The sequence below is a fragment of the Oceanospirillum sp. genome, from assembly GCF_982874595.1.
Window position 1 is genome coordinate 1 of sequence record NZ_CEYNZH010000013.1, and the last position, 15,905, is coordinate 15,905.

Here is a 15,905-nt window from a genome sequence, read left to right on the forward strand (position 1 = left end):
TCTGGCTTTTTGAGATGCCGTGCTCACGGCTGAGTTGTGTGGCTGGAGTGCCATTGATGCACTTCTGAGCCAGCGCTATTTTGAGTGAACGACTGTACTTTGCCATAAAAAAGAACCCCCAATGTTGGGTGTCCAACTATTGGGGGTCACTTCACCGCTGCGGCGTTTTTGTTTGCGGCTTTTGCCCGGCTTCAGGCCGGGCTGCCTTTATGCTTTGCTAACGGTCTGGTCCAGATCCTTGATACGCTGTGGTGCAAAAGCATAGTACATCACAGGAATCACGATCAGAGTCAGCAGGGTTGATACTGTCAGACCGAAAATCAGGGCAATGGCCAGACCATTGAAGATAGGGTCATCCAGAATAAAGAGTGCCCCTATCATCGCCGCCAGAGCGGTTAGAATAATCGGCTTGGCTCGTACGGCCCCGGACTGGATTACCGCTTCTTCAAAGGATATACCCTCTTCCAGCTGCTGGTTTATAAAGTCCACCAGCAAGATAGAGTTCCGCACGATAATGCCCGCCAAGGCGATCATGCCGATCATGGAGGTTGCCGTAAACTGAGCGCCCAGCAGAGCATGACCTGGCATAACACCGATTACCGTCAGTGGAATTGGCGTCATAATGATCAGAGGTACGCGGTAGGAGCGGAACTGAGCCACTACTAACATGTAGATCAGGATCATACCGACACCATAGGCGATACCCATATCGCGGAATGTCTCGTAAGTGACCTGCCACTCACCATCCCACTTCACTGATGGCACCAGAGGCCATTCCGGCTGTTGAATAAAGAACTGCTCCAGCGGCGTATCTTTAAACAAAGGCTCGTCACCGAGCTGGCCAATCAGGTCAAACATGCCATATAGCGGGCTGTCCAAGTCACCAGCCATATCCGCAGTAACAAAAGTCACTGGCAGCAGGTCTTTGTGATAAATGGTTTTCTCCCATTGGGCATCAACCAGATTTACCACTTCAGACAAAGCAACCAGCTCACCATTCATGCTGCGTACTTTCAGGGTCAGGAACTGCAGCAGATTACTTTTATCCGCTTCGTTCAGTTCAAGCCGGATCGGTAGGGCATATTTCTGATGGCTCTCATGCAGATAGCTGATATCTTCGCCACCCAGTGCCGCTGTAATGGCTTTGACAATGCCTGACTGAGGCACACCCAGTAGGGATGCTTTCTGGCGGTCGATCTGCAGCAGGTATTTCTTAGCCGGGGCTTCGATCATGTCGTCAACATCAACGATACCATCGGTCTGTTCCAAGCGGGCACGCAGAGCTTTAGCAGTTTCTGTCATCGCTTGCTGACTGGGTCCATAAACCTCTGCCACAATTGGTGCGATTACGGGTGGTCCCGGTGGCACTTCAACCACTTTCACGTTGGCGTTGTAGCGTTTTCCGATCTCTTGCAGTGGCTCACGTATCGAAAGGGCAATCTCATGGCTCTTGCGATCACGGTCACCTTTATCGACAAAGTTGACCTGTATATCACCGGAGTGAGGGTCGGCACGAAGATAATACTGACGCACCAAACCGTTGAAGTTGATCGGTGCAGCGGTGCCTGCGTAGGTCTGATAATGGGTCACTTCAGGAATCGTCTGCAGATATTCACCCAGCTCCAGCAGTACCCGTTGCGTCTGTTCAACCGGAGTGCCTTCCGGCATATCCACAATCACCTGAACTTCCGATTTGTTATCAAAGGGCAGCATTTTCAGGACAACAGCCAAGGTAGCTGGTAACGCGACAGAGGCCATCATGAGCGCCATGATGCCGGCACCCAGTGCCATGCGCTTTTTACGGCCCTGCTTACCGCCCAGGAAAGGACCGACCATCTTGCGGAAGAAGGTCAGCATCTTTGTGTTGGTAACATCGTGCTCAGCTTCTGCGCAATGCTCCTGTTCCTCATGCTTCAGCAGTTTGAATGCCAGCCATGGGGTTACTACAAAGGCGATCACCAGCGAGATCAGCATCCCCATACTGGCGTTGATCGGAATCGGGCTCATATAAGGGCCCATTAGTCCGGTTACAAAAGCCATTGGCATCAGTGCCGCGATAACGGTGAAGGTTGCCAGAATGGTTGGGCCACCGACCTCATCAACCGCTAGTGGAATCGCTTCCCGCATCGACTTGCCGCCCATGCTCAGATGCCGGTGGATGTTCTCTACGACCACGATGGCATCATCCACCAGAATACCGATGGAGAAGATGAGCGCGAACAGAGATACCCGGTTCAGTGTAAAGCCGTAAGCCCAGGATGCGAACAGGGTGATCATCAGGGTGATGACGATAGCCAGACCCACAATCAGCGCCTGACGGAAACCCAGTGCGGCCAGTACCAGCACCACAACAGCACCGGTGGCAAAGATCAGTTTTGAGATCAGAGTATTGGATTTGTTGTTAGCGGTTTCACCATAGTCACGGGTTACGGTCAGATGAACGCCTTCAGGGATGGCGATATTTTCAAGCTGTTCAATGCGCTTGTTGACGCTCTCGGTGATATCGATGGCGTTCTGGCCAGGTTGTTTGGCAATCGCCATGGTTACCGCAGGGTAGATTCCGGTTTCGCCCTGATCGGAGAATGCAGGGCCAGTACCCATAAAGACACTTTGCTCAGGGACATCGGCACCCAAAGTAACGTCAGCGACATCTTCCAGATAAACTGGTGCACCTTTATTCAGCCCAACTACAAGACGCTTTACGTCTTCTACTGTTGAAAGGAAGTCGCCTGCCTGTACCGGGATCACTGTGTTGTTGCTGACGATTTTACTCTCAGCACCCGTACTGTTACCGGATTGCAGTGCATTACGCAGGTCATCTAGGCTGATGTTAAAGCCGGATAGGCGTGCAGGATCCAGCGCAACCTGAACGGTCGTGTCTGGGCCGCCCAAGGTGTAGATGTCGCGAGTACCTTTGACGCGTTTCAGCTCAACTTCCAGATTGTGGGCGATTTTTTTCAGCTCGTGACTGCCGATCTGATCATCGTCTGACCAGAGTGTCAGCGACATAATCGGTACATCGTCGATGCCCATTGGTTTGATCAAGGGTTGTCCAACCCCTAAATTGGGCGGAAGCCAATCCATATTAGAGAACACCTGGTTGTACAGGCGTACGATTGCCTGTTGGCGGGTGATGCCGACTTCAAACTGAACCGTCATTACCGCCATACCGGCCCGGGAAACGGACATGGTGTGCTCAACGCCTTCAATCTCACTCAACACCTGCTCGGCAGGTGTGGAAACCAGCTGCTCAACCTCCACGGGAGATGCACCGGAGAAAGGAATAAAGACGTTAGCAAAGGTCACATCGATCTGAGGCTCTTCCTCTTTCGGGGTGATCAGAATCGCTAGCAGACCCAGCAGCATGCCGACGATCGCCAGCAGAGGAGTAATCTCTGTGCTTTGGAAAGCCTTGGCTGTACGCCCTGAGATGCCCAGGGGCTTGTGCTCAGGAGCATGATTATCACGCATCTTGTTCAACCCTCTCAGCATTAATCAGTTTCAGGGCTTCATTGGGGTCGAGTGCAACTTTGTCGCCAGTCTGAAGGCCGGAAAGAATCTCGATTTCACCGTTTTTCTCATAGCCGGTGCGAACCTGACGCAGGCGTGGTTTGTCCTGATTGTCCAGGACATAAACAGCGCGTAACTCGCTACGGGTCACCAGTGCAGACACAGGGATTGTTAATGCTTCACCAGTTTGGATAGGGAGCGAGACCTTGACCATCATGCCGGGATAGAGGCCAGCCTGACGCTCAGGCAGATGGACACGTACCTTAAAATTATGAGTCTGGGCATCGGCATACGGAAAGATCGTAAGATCCTTGGCGGGTACGACTTTGCCATCAGGCAAAGCTATCTCAGCGAGCTGATGCTGGCGTACTGTTGCGGCATAGTGCTGCGGAAGATTGATATTGACCCGCATCTGGTCCAAATCGATACCTGTCATCAGCGGTGAACCGGGAGCAACAACTTCTCCAATCTCAACAAAGCGCTGAATCACGACGCCACCATAAGGTGCAATCACCTTGGTATATGACATCTGTTTTTCTGCTTCTTTAAGGGCCGCACGGGCCTGCCGGTAGTTAGCTTTTGCGCCATCAAGCTGGTTTCTGGCCTGATCGTATTGAGCTTTGGAGGCCAGCTCTTTGCGATAAATCTCATCAATGCGCTTAAAAGCCTGCTCAGCATCACGCAGGTTTGCCAGTGCAGCACGGGCTGCCGCCTGAGATTGCTCAAGACGTGCCTGTTGTTCTGTATCGCTGATCTCAACAATGACAGAACCTGGCTTAACCTTGTCGTCCACATCGTAATAGATCGCCGTGACAGTACCGGCAGTCTGAGCTGCAACAGTACTTTTGCGTACGGCTTCAACAATGCCATCGAGCTTAATTGACTGGCTGACCGCCTTAGGTTGAAGCGTTACCGACTCCAGTGCATGTGCGGGCAGAGATAATGCCCCGAGCAGGCAGACGGCTGAAAGCCAGGGTTTTAGTTGATGGTTAGACATGAATCGTTCTCCTGCTAAGCCCGCATCTGACGGGGCCTAAAATTAGGTTTTCTGAATATTAGCTTACTCTAATTATATAGGCAAATGTGAGACAGCTTTTATGGGATCGTTTTAACAGGTAACGGCTTCACGAATAAACCCAGATGAAAATATGGCTGTAGATCTTTAGTGCCTATGTCGTACATACAATGGGTTTGAGTGTAACCGAAAACAGCAGGCTTGGGCTTTTTTCAGAAAGACCTGTAGAGGAAATAAAAAAGGCTGCCGAGGCAGCCTTTTAGACAAACAGGAATGGCATCAGGCTTCAGTCGCTTCTTCCATCAGTTTGCGTACCTTGTTCATCGCGTTTTTTTCCAGCTGTCGAATACGCTCAGCAGATACGCCATAAACGTCAGCCAGCTCATGCAGGGTTGCTTTGTTATCGGTCAGCCACCGTTGCTGCAGAATAGCCTGGCTACGCTCGTCCAGCTGTGACATCGCATATTGCAGACGGGAGGAGGCGTCAGCAGCCCAGTTTTCATCCTCAAGCTCGGTAGCCGGATTATAACGATGGTCCTCAAGATAATAGGCCGGGGCCTGATATGAGCTGTCATCGTCATCATCGGTATAGCCGTCAAATGCTGCATCATGAGCGCTCAGGCGGCTTTCCATTTGACGAACAGTCTGAGGTTTAACGTCCAGGTCTTGAGCGATGGCGTTAACTTCGTCGTTGTTTAGCCAGCCGAGGCCTTTTTTAGCACTGCGCAGGTTGAAGAATAGTTTGCGCTGAGCTTTTGTAGTGGCAACTTTAACAATACGCCAATTGCGCAGCACATACTCATGAATCTCTGCTTTGATCCAGTGCACTGCGAAGGAAACCAGACGAACGCCAACATTAGGATCAAAGCGTTTGACTGCTTTCATCAGGCCAACATTCCCTTCCTGAATCAGGTCGGCCTGGGGCAGGCCGTAGCCGGAATAGCTCTTGGCGATATGCACCACGAAACGAAGGTGAGACATAACCAGCTGACGAGCAGCATCAAGATCACCCTCTTCATGCAGTTGGCGGGCGAGTTGCTGCTCGCGCTCCACAGAAAGAACAGGAATGCTGTTAGCAATCTGAATATAAGCATTTAGGTCCTGTCCGGGAGACAGGTGGTCGATAGTTTGCAGGCTAGTATTCATATTACCTCGAAGAAGCAGCGATTTATTACCAACGGAAAGAAATGCCCATCGTTAATAGTACTGATCTTTGTGATTTGCGGCTAAGCCAAAAGTTCAATCAGGGGATTAATATAAAATCTCCTGCAGTTTTTGCAAGCTTCAGATGACGGTGCCGGGTCAGGCGGCACCGATTTAATTGATCATGAAGCATTTAGGTGATCATCTTACTGTTTTTATCATCCTTCAGATCAGTTTAATGGCTGATACTGAAGGCGCTGGTAGATGTTGATCAGCGAGGTTCAATATCACCCAGGTGACGACCAACCGCTACCCAGGCTCCCAGCCATCCCAGTAGTGTGCCGGATAGAATCAGCAGAATTGAGTCGGACATTCCGAGTCCGACCAGCTCAAAACTACTGGAGTAGACGCTTGCCAGTGCCCGAACCGGTCCCGCCAGCCAGATCAGACTGAGGTTGATGATCATCCAGGCCATAATGCCTCCTCCTAATCCATACCAGATACCGGTATAGAGGAAGGGACGTCGAACAAATGCATTAGTACCGCCCACCAGTTTAACGATCACAATCTCATCACGACGATTTTCGATAGCCAGTCGGATGGTATTGCCAACAACCAGAAGCACTGCAATGCCCAGTAATATGGCCAGAGCGCTAACCGCGCGTTGTGCCAGCTCCATGATGTAGTAGAGGCGTTTTACCCAAGCCAGATCCAGTTGCGCTTCATCGACCTCCTGAAGGCTTTGTAGCTCATTCAGCAGTTGTTCTTGCTGGTTAACCCGGCCTGCGGCTGGGCGAACCACCAGAACACTGGGTAGTGGGTTGCCATCCAGATAGTCCAGTGCTTCACCAAAACCGGAAAATTCTTTGAATTCGCCTAAGGCTTGCTCGCGGGAGATATATTGCACGGAGGCGATATCGTCGCGCTGGCGCAGGGAGTCAGCGAGAGATTCAGCATTTTGTTCAGAAACCTCTATCTTCAGGAACAGAGACATCTGAGCGGCCCCATCCCAGTTACTGGTAACCATTTGAGCGTTATTAAGGAAGATATAAAGGCTGGCCGGAAGCGCCATGGCAATAGCAAGAACAGCCCAAGTCATCAGGCTGGCAAACGGCGTTCTTACCACTCGCCACAGACTGTCTGTTGCCATCAGTCGATGGTGCCGCAGCCAGCTGCTCATCTTCTGGTTGGTCTGAACCTTATGCTCGCTGGCCCCTTCCGAGCTCTGGCGCTTAACCGGTGCTTTACGCGCTTCAGTTGAGCGGTTTGCGGTGGCGGTTTTGGGGCTGGTTGGTGTTACACCCCGTCGGGAACTCTGTAGTGGAGTAGCTCCGCTGGCTCCGCGCGGTGACGCACCCCGGTTGTGAGGTTTTCCTACCTGGCTCATAGCGTACCTCCGTCAGTGATCAGTTGCCCGTCACTCAGGGTTAGTACCCGATGTCCCATTCGGGCGATCAGGCTCAGATCGTGACTGGCAATCATCACCGTAACGCCTACTTCATTGAACTGTTCAAAAAGGTGCATGATTTCAGCAGATAGCTGAGGATCAAGGTTACCGGTAGGCTCATCTGCCAGAAGGAGTGGAGGCTTATTAACCACGGCCCGTGCAATACCGACGCGTTGCTGTTCACCACCAGAGAGCATAATCGGATTGAGTTTCTCTTTCTTCAGCAGACCGACTTTGTCCAGAGCCGCGCGCACCCGGCGACCAATATCTGCGGGATCAGCGCCTTCAATCATCAGCGGCAATGCCACATTGTCGAATACTGAGCGATCAAACAGCAGCTGGTGGTTCTGGAAAACCACGCCGATGTTTCGCCGCAGGTAAGGAACCTGGCTGCTGTTCATGCGGGAAAGGTTCTGACCGTTGATGAAGACCTGACCCTGAGACGCTTTCTCCATCCGCATAATCAGTTTCAGCAGTGTACTTTTACCGGCACCGGAGTGGCCGGTAAGAAAGCACATCTCGCCTTTTTCTACCGACAGATTGAGTTGTTTGAGGGCTTCATGCCCGTTCTCGTAGCGTTTACTGACGTTATCGAAGCGGATCATGGCATCCTGCGTTGAAAGTTCTGGGAGGCGCTCATGCAGACTTCTTCAGGCTTGCAGAGGCATCCGGGTTGAATCAAAGTCGTCTTTCCGCAGCGCTTGGCTGCGGAGGTCACCGGATCAGTTCTCGTTCTGATCAAATAAGGCCTTGGTAAACTGGTCGGCATCAAACGGACGCAGGTCATCAACCTGTTCGCCCACCCCGATAAAGCGGATCGGAATCTGCATCTGTTGCGCAAGGGCAAAAACAATACCGCCCTTGGCAGTGCCGTCCAGCTTGGTCAGCGTAATGCCGGTCAGACCAACGGCTTCGTCAAACAGGTTGGCCTGAGACAAGGCGTTTTGGCCGGTGCCTGCATCGACTACCAACATGGTTTCGTGGGGCGCTGAATCATCCAGTTTTTTCATAACCCGGGTGACTTTCTTCAGCTCTTCCATCAGGTTGCTCTTGTTCTGCAGTCGGCCTGCGGTATCAGCAATCAGGACATCGACATTACGGGCTTTGGCCGCCTGGATCGCATCAAAAATAACGGAGGCGCTGTCAGCCCCGGTATGTTGGGCGATGACCGGCACACTGTTACGTTCGCCCCAAACCTGCAGCTGCTCAACTGCCGCTGCACGGAATGTATCACCGGCTGCGAGCATGACGCTTTTGCCTTCGCTCTGGAATTTCTTAGCGAGTTTACCGATGGTGGTGGTTTTACCCACACCGTTTACACCAACCATCAGAATGACGTAAGGCGTTTTTTGAGCATCGATTTCCAGCGGTTTGTTGGCAGGTTCCAGCATAGTTCTCAGCTCTGCCTGGAGCGCTTCGTACAACGCCTGAGCATCGGTCAGTTGTTTGCGGGAAACCTTATCTGTCAAACGGTCGATGATTTCGGATGTTGCTTCAACACCAATATCGGCCACTAACAGCTGGGTTTCGATCTCTTCCAGCAGATCATCATCAATCTGTTTTTTGCCGAGGAAAAGGCTGGCCAGTCCTTCGCTCAGGTTAGCGCGGGTACGCCCCAGACCCTGTTTGATACGACCGAAGAAGCCCACTTTTTCAGGTTTCGCTTCTGCACGGGCTGTTTCAGCGCTCAGAGCAGGTTCTTCAGTCGGCGCGTCAATCGTTGTTTCACCAACAGGTTCCGCTGGTTTTGCTTCCGCAGGCGTTTCCTGGGTTATCTCTGATAGGGTTTCAGCATCCTGCTGGGCAGTGGCATCGGATGTCGGTGTTTCAGCGCTCACTTCCTGAGGTTGTTCACGGTCTGCCTGAGAAAGGGGGTTATCAGTGTTTGCCGGCGAGAGCGAGGCTTCGTCAGTCTCGGTCTCGGCAGTGTTGGTCTCCGGAGTCTGTTCCAGAGGTGCATCCGGCTGGTCCGGTTGCTTCTTGTTACGCTTGAAGAATCCAAACATGGGATAAATTCTGTCTCTTTAACACGGAAAATGGCAGGCGATACCCTACCTCTTATGGTGGACTATCCTACCACTTGTCGCCCACGGGGGGTACAATCCACGGCGCTTTGAGCGCTATCTTTTATGCTTAAGGCTCTTTGTCGATTAACCCTGTGTTTTGGAAAGCCCTATGCCAAGATCTCGTCGCCCCTCATCCCGCTCTTCTTCAGTAAAAAATACTGGACGTACTGGTGCTTCTGCGGCGGCTTCCGGGCGGAACCAGCTCCGTATTATCGCTGGAGAGTGGCGGGGTCGTAAGCTACCGTTCCCGGACGGTGAAGGGTTGCGACCTACCGGGGATCGTATGCGTGAAACACTGTTTAACTGGCTGAGCTTTGATCTTTACAGTCGTCGTACACTGGATCTGTTTGCTGGTAGTGGGGCGTTAGGGTTGGAGGCTTTGTCCCGAGGGGCTAAAAGTGCAGTTTTTGTGGATAACCATCCGGGTGTTGTTCGCCAGATGCAGGAAAACCTGAAGACGCTTAACTGTTCTCAGGCCGAGGTGTTTCAGGGAGAGGCTCTGAGCTGGCTTGCAAGCTGCGATGATGTTTTTGATCTGGTGTTTCTTGATCCGCCCTTTGGAAAGGGATTGTTAGGCCCGGTTTGCCAGCAGCTGGAATCCCGGAAGCGTATAGCCGATGGAGCGCTAATCTATCTGGAGGCGGAAAAGAATTTTGATTTTGCCGAAATTCCCACGTCATGGCAGCTGGAAAAAGAAAAAAAAGCGGGCCAGGTAATCTGCCGTCTCTACCGAAAAGTAGAGACGGTTTTGGCTGAGTGATCTTGTTTGCAGGCTACTGAGCAGAAGGCCCATAGGTGGCCAGCAGGTGCTGAGTTTCTTCTTTAGTAGCTTCCGTGAGGAAAGGCATCTCAAGATAGGTGGCCTGGTAGACGACCTGACTCATCTGTTCACGAGTGAGTTGGTCTTCTGAAATACCCAATGCAGTCCCCAGATAAGTGGTCCAGCTGGTCACCAGAATCCAGATGTTCAATGATAAAGGTTTAATTTGTTCTTCGGGGATATCCATAAAGCCGCTTTCGCACATTCTGCGATAGACCATTTCTGTGCTTTTGATTCCCTTGGCAGCAAAGGTCTTGTAACGCTCTTTAAGCTCAGCGTCATTGGTCAGCATGCCGAGAAGGTCCCGGTGCATAAAACGGTATTCCCAGATCAGGTCCAGCAATGTTTCGGTCAGCTGTGCTCTGTCTTCTGGTGTGATGTCGCGATCAGTCGGCAGATCGAATAACTCGTCTACTGCTTTCTCATACTGGTCAAAAATACGCGCAATAATGTCGGACTTATTGCGGTAGTGGTAGTAAAGGTTGCCCGGAGAGATTTTAATATGGGCGGCGATATGGTTAGTTGTTATTGAGCGTTCTCCGTGGAGATTAAATAGCTCTAAAGATGCCTGAACAATTTTTTCTTTTGTTTTCACGGTCAATTCTCGGGGGATCGCTTTTATTAAATGCTGTGATCAGTAATAACAAGTCTTCCCGTCTTCTGGTTGGGCGGGTAAGCCTGCGTTCTCAGGGCTCCTGGATTCTTTATCAGCAGGTTCATCCTGTCGCTAAAGAATTGTCGGTGAGCACAGCAATATGGGTCTTTACATATTATATTACTCTCGTAACAGTGTTTGCGAATATAGCACTATTAGAGTAATAAATCTGTTTGGGCTGTCACGTAAAAGCTGTCTGAACGCTGCTGTCATATTGCGGCAACGACCAGTAAGCAATCTGTGATACCCACAAAGAGTATAATGCTATTACAGCCTGTTACTTTTGACTGCTTTAAATTAGCTATAACCTTATAGCGAGAGAAGTTTGTACCGGTGAGGCAATTTGTTTAACATTCTGCCTCTCTGAAATCCGCGCATAATCAGGAAAATGCGATGACGACGGTAGTTTATCCCGGAACGTTTGACCCTATTACCAACGGTCATGCCGATTTGGTAGAGCGTGCCAGCAGGATTTTTGACAAGGTTATTCTGGGAATTGCGGCCAGTCCGCGCAAGAAGCCTTTATTGCCTCTGGAGCAGCGTGTTGCACTGGCTGAGTCTGTTCTATCTCAGTACAGCAATGTCGTGGTTTGTGGTTTTGACTGCCTGTTGACTGAGTTTCTTGAGCAACATCAGGCTCGCGTTATTATTCGCGGCCTGCGTGCAGTATCTGATTTTGAGTATGAGTTGCAGCTTGCTAACCTGAACCGGGCGATGTCTCCCGATGTGGAGAGTATTTTTCTGACCCCGGAAGAGCGTAACTCATTTATCTCATCTACTTTGGTGAGAGAGATTGCCTGTCTGAATGGCGACGTAAGCAAGTTTGTGCATCCGACCGTCAATCAGGCTCTGAAAGAACACTTTAAAAACGACTAAGCAAGATAGCTTTTTGATGAGGTAAGCGTTATGGCTTTGATGATTACCGACGAATGCATCAACTGTGATGTATGTGAACCAGAATGTCCTAATGGTGCAATCTCTCAGGGTGATGAAATCTATGAGATTGATCCAAACCTGTGTACTGAGTGCGTTGGTCATTATGACGAGCCTCAGTGTGTTCTGGTTTGTCCGGTAGAGTGTATTCCGGGTAACCCTGAGCATGTAGAGTCTCAGGACGAGCTGATGGAAAAATACAAAATTATCCAGGCTTCTCTGGGGTAATTCTGTCGTTCAGCGATCAGAAAAATGCAGCACTTTGGTGCTGCATTTTTTTTGCCTGATGTTTTCCGTTTATTCTTCACTGATGATATCTGAATGCCCCTTTGAGTCCGATGCTTTTTCTGAAGCGTCCTTCTTAGCTGTATTGTTCTGTCGGAGTTGCCGTGAACGTGTCGCCATTTTATAAGCAGATCTTCGCGCTCGCTCTGCCGATTATTGTCTCTAACATTAGTGTGCCCCTGCTGGGATTAGTAGATACCGCTGTCGTGGGACATCTGGATGATGCCTCTTATCTTGCCGGTGTCACTCTGGGTGCCGCGTTATTCAGTTTTCTTTTCTGGGGCTTTGGTTTTTTGCGCATGGGGACGACCGGAGCGGTCGCTCAGGCTGCCGGAGCGGGAGAGTGGGCGGCCGTAATACGTTTGTTGCAACAGGGCGTGGCGATGGCACTGGGTATCGCCACGCTGTTACTGCTGTTTCAGTTCTGGCTGGTTCCCGCAGGGCTGGCGCTGTTGGCGGATTCCGGGTCGGCTAGAGAGCAGGCGGTGCTGTATGCCGGTGTTCGTATCTGGTCGGCCCCCGCGGTGCTGATCAACTATGTTCTGATGGGCTGGTTTCTGGCGCAGAAAAACAGTCGCTTTGCCCTGCAGATGCTCTTACTGGGTAACGGTATTAATATTTTTCTGGATCTACTTTTTGTTATTGGGCTAGGTTGGCAGGTTCGGGGGGTGGCCTTTGCTTCCCTGATTGCCGATTACAGTGTGCTTGTGGTCGGATGCTGGCTGGCGCTGAAGCGTATTCGTCAGTTGCAGCCCGGTTGGCGTTGGCAGCCTCTGATGGTTGAAGAGTTTCGGGTGCTGTTTCGGGTTAATCATCAGTTGATGGTTCGCACCTGGTTGCTGCTGGGCAGTATGGCTTATTTTACTTCGCAGGGTGCTGCCTTTGGCAGTGAAACTCTGGCGGCCAATGCAATTCTGATGCAGCTGATTATGGTGGCGTCCTATGCTTTAGATGGTTATGCCCATGCGGCAGAGGCTCTGGTCGGACAGGCAGAAGGTGCTCAAGATGTTCTGCGTCGCAATCGAATCGTCGTGGCTGGTGCTATCCTGAGCGGGCTGACTGTTGGTTTGATTAGTCTGTTTTACGGGTTGTGGGGTGATGGTCTGATTGCGATGCTAACGGACCTGCCGGAAGTCCGTCAGAGGGCAGAGGAATATTTGCACTGGGCGGTGCTGATCCCTCTCTTGGCTGCAGCCAGTTATCTGTTGGACGGGGTTTATATTGGAATGATGCGTAGCGATGTGATGCGGAACGGTATGCTGATTTCATTCTGCACTTTTCTGTTGGCAGAATGGCTTTTCACCGATTGGGAGAATCAGGGCTTGTGGTTTTCCTTCGCAATTTTCATGGCTCTGCGGTCATTCGTTATGGCATGGCATTATCGTTTCAGGATGTCTGAAACCGCTCGCTAGGCCGATGAGCGAAGCGATCACATTTCCCGGGCAACACCTTCACAGTGGGGCAGAAAGTTTGCCACGATAAATAGCTCACCTTCCCGATGAATCGTGCCTTGAATAACACCTTTAGTATCCGGGTTAGGTGGTGGATCGATATTCGCCTGTTCAAAGCCCACAATCGCTTCCACATTGTCTACTACAATCCCGCACAGGCCGTCATTGGTCTCAATAGATAAGATGCGGCTGTCTTCTGCTTGCGGATCATCCGGAAGGTTCATCAGCTTTCTGGCCGAGATAACGGTCAGCACTTCACCGCGAATATTCAGAATACCATCGACATCACAGGGCGCGCCGGGTACTGGTGAAGGCTCCTGATAGAGCAGCACTTCCTTGATGCTGGATACGGGGTGGGCATATTTTTCGCCCGCCAGGGAAAAACTGACCCATTGATCATTCATTGATTTAAGTCTCACAGTTGTACAGCGGTGCATGAATATAGTTAGTGAACTATATAATCTAGGACGTCTAAATAAAAGGTAAACTATCACTCTGTGTCTTTATGTTGCATGATTTTACGATTATTGCTGAATTATTGCAGTAGAACTCATCATTCAATGGTCTTGTTTAACAAATGATATGTTTAGGGATATAATCTTTTTCGATTCGCGTAGACATCGAAAGTCTGCAAACTGAAAACATTTTAAGGAGGCAGCTGCTTTTGTTATGACCTTTGCGGGTCAGGAAGCTGAACCTAAACAATGAAAAGCCATACGGTAGAGAAGATCGGCGGCACGTCGATGAGTGATTACGCCGCAGTACGAGATAACATCATTTTTCACAAGCAAGCCGCCCGGGAAGGCTATCAGCGAATTTTTGTGGTATCTGCGTACGGTGGTGTAACCGACCTGCTGCTGGAGCATAAGAAGTCAGACAAGGCTGGAGTTTACGCCTCATTTTCCGGTGCTGAAGATGGCAGCGTCTGGCGGGATAAAATGTCACGGTTACGCGCAAAGCTGATGTCCATTAACTACGAGTTGTTCGGAGAGACCCCACTGCGACAGTTGGCAGACAGCTTTATTGGTGATCGTCTGGACGAGGCAGAACAAACCCTGAATGATCTGGAAAGTGTCTGTCAGCATGGTCACTTTGACCTGAGTGATCACCTGATGACTGTCCGTGAGATGATGGCGAGTCTGGGTGAGGCCCACAGCGCCTGGAATATGGCGCAGCTGCTGAAACGCGATGGAATTAATGCTGTTTTTGTCGATTTGACGGGTTGGAATTCAGAAAAACATCTGTCTCTGGATGAGCGAATTACCACAGCATTTAAAGATTTGGATCTGGCGAATTGTCTGCCGATTGCGACAGGTTATGCACACTGCACCGAAGGTCTGATGCAGACCTTTGACCGGGGCTACAGCGAGATGGTGTTCAGCCGTGTTGCGGTATTGACTGAAGCTCGTGAAGCCATTATTCACAAAGAATACCATCTTAGTAGTGCTGACCCACGCCTGGTGGGGGTGGACAACGCTGTTCCAATTGGCCGTACTAACTATGATGTTGCTGATCAGCTGGCGAACTTGGGTATGGAAGCGATTCACCCGAAAGCTGCAAAAGGTCTGCGTCAGCAATGTTTACCACTGCGTGTGATGAATACCTTTGAGCCCGACCATGCGGGCACCCTGATTACTGCTGAATACGTTAGTGAAAAACCCTGTGTTGAGATTATTGCGGGTCGTCAGAACGTCTACGCTCTGGAGTTCTTTGATCAGGACATGATGGGTAGTATGAGCCGCTACGGCCGAGAGCTGTTGGGGATTATTGAGCGCTTTAAAGTGCCTTTGATCTCCAAAGACAACAATGCCAACACTCTGACTCACTATATGGCGTCTAACCTGAAAACGATTAAGCGTTTGCAGAATGCGATTCAGGAGCAGTTCCCAGGCTGCGAGATGAGTCTGAAGAAGGTTGCTATTGTTTCAGCGATCGGTAGTGATATGCAGGTTCCGGGTATATTGGCCCGTACTGTTAATGCTCTGGCTCAGGCAAACATCAGTGTGCTTGCCTTGCAGCAGTCGATGCGTCAGGTCGATATCCAGTTTATCGTTTCAAATGATGATTATGATCTGGCGGTACAAAGTCTGCACCGCAGCCTGATCGAAGTACATAATCATGGTGAGGCGATCTGTGCTGCTTAATGGTTAGGTTAGCCCGCTGCTGACGTTGAGATGAAACCGGTCATATGGCCGGTTTTTTATTGTCAGAACCTACAGTGCTTTGTTTTTTGACAGATATGACTGTCTTTTTTGTCATAAAGACGTCTGTCGTTACATGCTTTTGAGGTAAGAGTTCCCTATTAGGGGAGGGCTTAACCTTTATAATCATAGGGTTACAAGCGGTTTGACGCTTCATTGCTGACTTTGGCACTGCCATTGCAATACATAGGTTGAAAGCGCCAAGCGCTGATTCTTATTGCAAGAGGAGTGACCAAAATGGCACATGCAGAATCTCATGATTATGAAACAATTGGTGTTGGTAGTACTTTGGTAATGGCGGCAGTGGGCTTAGTGATGGGTATCCTGCCGGTTCTGACTCAGATTTGGCTGCTGTTGGGATAGAGGCTATTTCTGGCTG

General features: G+C 50.5%; 14 protein-coding genes. 6 read left to right on the forward strand and 8 right to left on the reverse strand.

Translation table 11 applies throughout. From position 1 onward, the window contains the following. Positions 1-207: 207 nt before the first annotated feature. The 6 genes from AC4GL5_RS08000 to ftsY form a co-directional block, all read right to left on the reverse strand. Positions 208-3,471 (reverse strand): efflux RND transporter permease subunit, encoded by a 3,264-nt coding sequence (locus AC4GL5_RS08000; protein WP_490382252.1) that lies wholly within the window; start codon positions 3,469-3,471, stop codon positions 208-210. Then, entirely contained in the window at positions 3,464-4,507 is a 1,044-nt protein-coding gene (locus AC4GL5_RS08005) for an efflux RND transporter periplasmic adaptor subunit (RefSeq protein ID WP_490382253.1), read from the reverse strand. The genes AC4GL5_RS08000 and AC4GL5_RS08005 overlap by 8 nt, the downstream gene beginning before the upstream one ends. A 297-nt stretch (positions 4,508-4,804) precedes the next feature. Then, positions 4,805-5,671, reverse strand: a complete 867-nt coding sequence (gene rpoH, locus AC4GL5_RS08010) for an RNA polymerase sigma factor RpoH (RefSeq protein ID WP_490382254.1) — start codon at positions 5,669-5,671, stop codon at positions 4,805-4,807. 268 nt (positions 5,672-5,939) lie between these two features. After that, positions 5,940-7,055, reverse strand: coding sequence for a permease-like cell division protein FtsX (ftsX, locus tag AC4GL5_RS08015; protein WP_490382255.1), 1,116 nt, complete (start codon positions 7,053-7,055; stop codon positions 5,940-5,942). After that, on the reverse strand, positions 7,052-7,720 hold the full coding sequence (gene ftsE, locus AC4GL5_RS08020) for a cell division ATP-binding protein FtsE (protein ID WP_490382256.1): 669 nt from the start codon (positions 7,718-7,720) through the stop codon (positions 7,052-7,054). The genes ftsX and ftsE overlap by 4 nt, the downstream gene beginning before the upstream one ends. Positions 7,721-7,837: 117 nt before the next feature. Beyond that, positions 7,838-9,121, reverse strand: coding sequence for a signal recognition particle-docking protein FtsY (gene ftsY, locus AC4GL5_RS08025; RefSeq protein WP_490382257.1), 1,284 nt, complete (start codon positions 9,119-9,121; stop codon positions 7,838-7,840). Between the two features lie 169 nt (positions 9,122-9,290). Between ftsY and rsmD the strand changes: the two genes are divergently transcribed. Further along, the gene (gene rsmD / locus AC4GL5_RS08030; RefSeq protein WP_490382258.1) at positions 9,291-9,941 is read left to right on the forward strand and encodes a 16S rRNA (guanine(966)-N(2))-methyltransferase RsmD; all 651 of its coding nucleotides are present in this window, start codon (positions 9,291-9,293) and stop codon (positions 9,939-9,941) included. 13 nt (positions 9,942-9,954) lie between these two features. Here rsmD and AC4GL5_RS08035 read toward each other — a convergent pair whose 3' ends face one another. Continuing rightward, positions 9,955-10,596 (reverse strand): TetR/AcrR family transcriptional regulator, encoded by a 642-nt coding sequence (locus AC4GL5_RS08035; RefSeq protein ID WP_490382259.1) that lies wholly within the window; start codon positions 10,594-10,596, stop codon positions 9,955-9,957. Positions 10,597-11,049: 453 nt separating this feature from the next. Here AC4GL5_RS08035 and coaD point away from each other — a divergent pair, with 453 nt between their 5' ends. From coaD to AC4GL5_RS08050, 3 genes are all read left to right on the forward strand, one after another. After that, complete coding sequence (gene coaD / locus AC4GL5_RS08040) at positions 11,050-11,532, forward strand: pantetheine-phosphate adenylyltransferase (protein WP_490382260.1); 483 nt, start codon at positions 11,050-11,052, stop codon at positions 11,530-11,532. 30 nt (positions 11,533-11,562) lie between these two features. Then, complete coding sequence (locus tag AC4GL5_RS08045; RefSeq protein WP_490382261.1) at positions 11,563-11,817, forward strand: YfhL family 4Fe-4S dicluster ferredoxin; 255 nt, start codon at positions 11,563-11,565, stop codon at positions 11,815-11,817. 161 nt (positions 11,818-11,978) lie between these two features. Next, complete coding sequence (locus AC4GL5_RS08050) at positions 11,979-13,286, forward strand: MATE family efflux transporter (RefSeq protein ID WP_490382262.1); 1,308 nt, start codon at positions 11,979-11,981, stop codon at positions 13,284-13,286. A gap of 17 nt (positions 13,287-13,303) precedes the next feature. Here the strand turns inward: AC4GL5_RS08050 and AC4GL5_RS08055 are convergent, their stop codons facing one another. Continuing rightward, entirely contained in the window at positions 13,304-13,729 is a 426-nt protein-coding gene (locus AC4GL5_RS08055) for a chemotaxis protein CheW (RefSeq protein ID WP_490382263.1), read from the reverse strand. A 300-nt stretch (positions 13,730-14,029) separates the two neighbouring features. On the opposite strand from AC4GL5_RS08055, the gene AC4GL5_RS08060 reads away from it, so the two are divergent. Continuing rightward, positions 14,030-15,469 carry an aspartate kinase gene (locus tag AC4GL5_RS08060; protein WP_490382264.1) on the forward strand — a complete coding sequence of 480 codons (1,440 nt, stop codon included), beginning with the start codon at positions 14,030-14,032 and terminating at the stop codon, positions 15,467-15,469. A gap of 294 nt (positions 15,470-15,763) precedes the next feature. Continuing rightward, complete coding sequence (locus tag AC4GL5_RS08065; protein WP_490382265.1) at positions 15,764-15,889, forward strand: hypothetical protein; 126 nt, start codon at positions 15,764-15,766, stop codon at positions 15,887-15,889. Positions 15,890-15,905: the final 16 nt, after the last annotated feature.